The following is a 597-nucleotide window of genomic DNA, read 5'->3' as shown; positions in this document are numbered from 1 at the left end:
GCACGGGTCAGGCTTGCCTGTCGTGCACGAGGCCATCCCCTCAGAGCGCGACCACCGGGTCGGACGACAGCGACATCTGGCGGGCTTGAACGAGGGCACTCTCGATCGCGCTGCGTCGCGCCTCCTCGCCGCGGCCCAGCCCTTCGGCAACGATGACTTCGACATCGACACCGACAAAACTGAAAATCGAGCGCAGCAGCGTTTCGGCATGCTCATATGCCGAATAGGGGGATCCCTCGCCATAGACGTTGCCGCGCGCGAGCGCGACGATCACGCGCTTGCCCGTGACCAGGCCGACCGGGCCGTTCTCACCATAAGCGACAGTCTTGCCCCTCACGGCGATGCGATCGACCCACGCTTTCAACTGGCTGGGGATCGAGAAATTGTAGAACCCGGCACCAATCACCACGATGTCGGCGTCGAGAAATTGCTGCACGTCCTCACCGCTCTCCAGCGCCAGGAAAGCATCGAGAGTCATGTGCGCGATCGGCTCGGCGGCAAGGTCGCGATAGGTGACCTCAAGGGTTGGATCGGTTTCCAAAAGACGCGCCACCACGGCGGCGGAAATGGCGCGGCTCGCTGAACCCTCACCCATGA

At 63.3% G+C, this 597-nt stretch carries 1 protein-coding gene; it reads right to left on the bottom strand.

From position 1 onward, the window contains the following. Positions 1–40: 40 nt before the first annotated feature. The gene (locus AACY19_RS26780) at positions 41–595 is read right to left on the bottom strand and encodes an FMN-dependent NADH-azoreductase (RefSeq protein ID WP_339454501.1); all 555 of its coding nucleotides are present in this window, start codon (positions 593–595) and stop codon (positions 41–43) included. Positions 596–597 lie beyond the last annotated feature (2 nt).

It is taken from the genome of Pseudomonas sp. EA_5y_Pfl2_R50 (assembly GCF_963970475.1).
Classification (GTDB): domain Bacteria; phylum Pseudomonadota; class Gammaproteobacteria; order Pseudomonadales; family Pseudomonadaceae; genus Aquipseudomonas.
This window is presented reverse-complemented; position numbering and strand designations above follow the sequence as displayed.

Bases quoted from the DNA above. Each gene is read 5' to 3' on its own strand.
- AACY19_RS26780 (WP_339454501.1), bottom strand. From the start codon at position 595: ATGGGTGAGGGTTCAGCGAGCCGCGCCATTTCCGCCGCCGTGGTGGCG.